This is a genomic window from Pseudomonas persica (assembly GCF_900291015.1).
Classification (GTDB): Bacteria; Pseudomonadota; Gammaproteobacteria; order Pseudomonadales; family Pseudomonadaceae; genus Aquipseudomonas.
This window is the reverse complement of the sequence record NZ_OLKL01000156.1, coordinates 1-269: the sequence shown is the minus strand read 5'-3', so window position 1 is coordinate 269 and position 269 is coordinate 1. Positions and strand designations below refer to the sequence as shown.

At 65.4% G+C, this 269-nt stretch carries 1 pseudogene; it reads left to right on the top strand.

The window, feature by feature from the left end:
- Positions 1 to 269: pseudogene (locus FQ664_RS26100) on the top strand (nitronate monooxygenase); the annotation flags it as partial.

The window sequence follows — 269 nt, the reverse complement described above, 5'->3', positions numbered from 1 at the left end:
GTTCCTGATCTCCAACCCCCGGCTTGTGCTGGCCTGTTGCGCCAATGGCGTGGTGGGCAGCTTCCCGGCCCTGAACCAGCGTGACAGTGCAGGGTTCAAGGCCTGGCTGGAGGAGATCGATGCAGGGCTGGCCGAACTGCAGGCACCCGCACCCTATGCGGTCAATCTCATCGTGCTCCCGAGCAACCCGCGTCTGCCGGCCGACCTCGCACTGTGCGTCGAGCATCGGGTCCCCATCGTCATCACCAGCCTTGGCGCAGTGAAGGAGG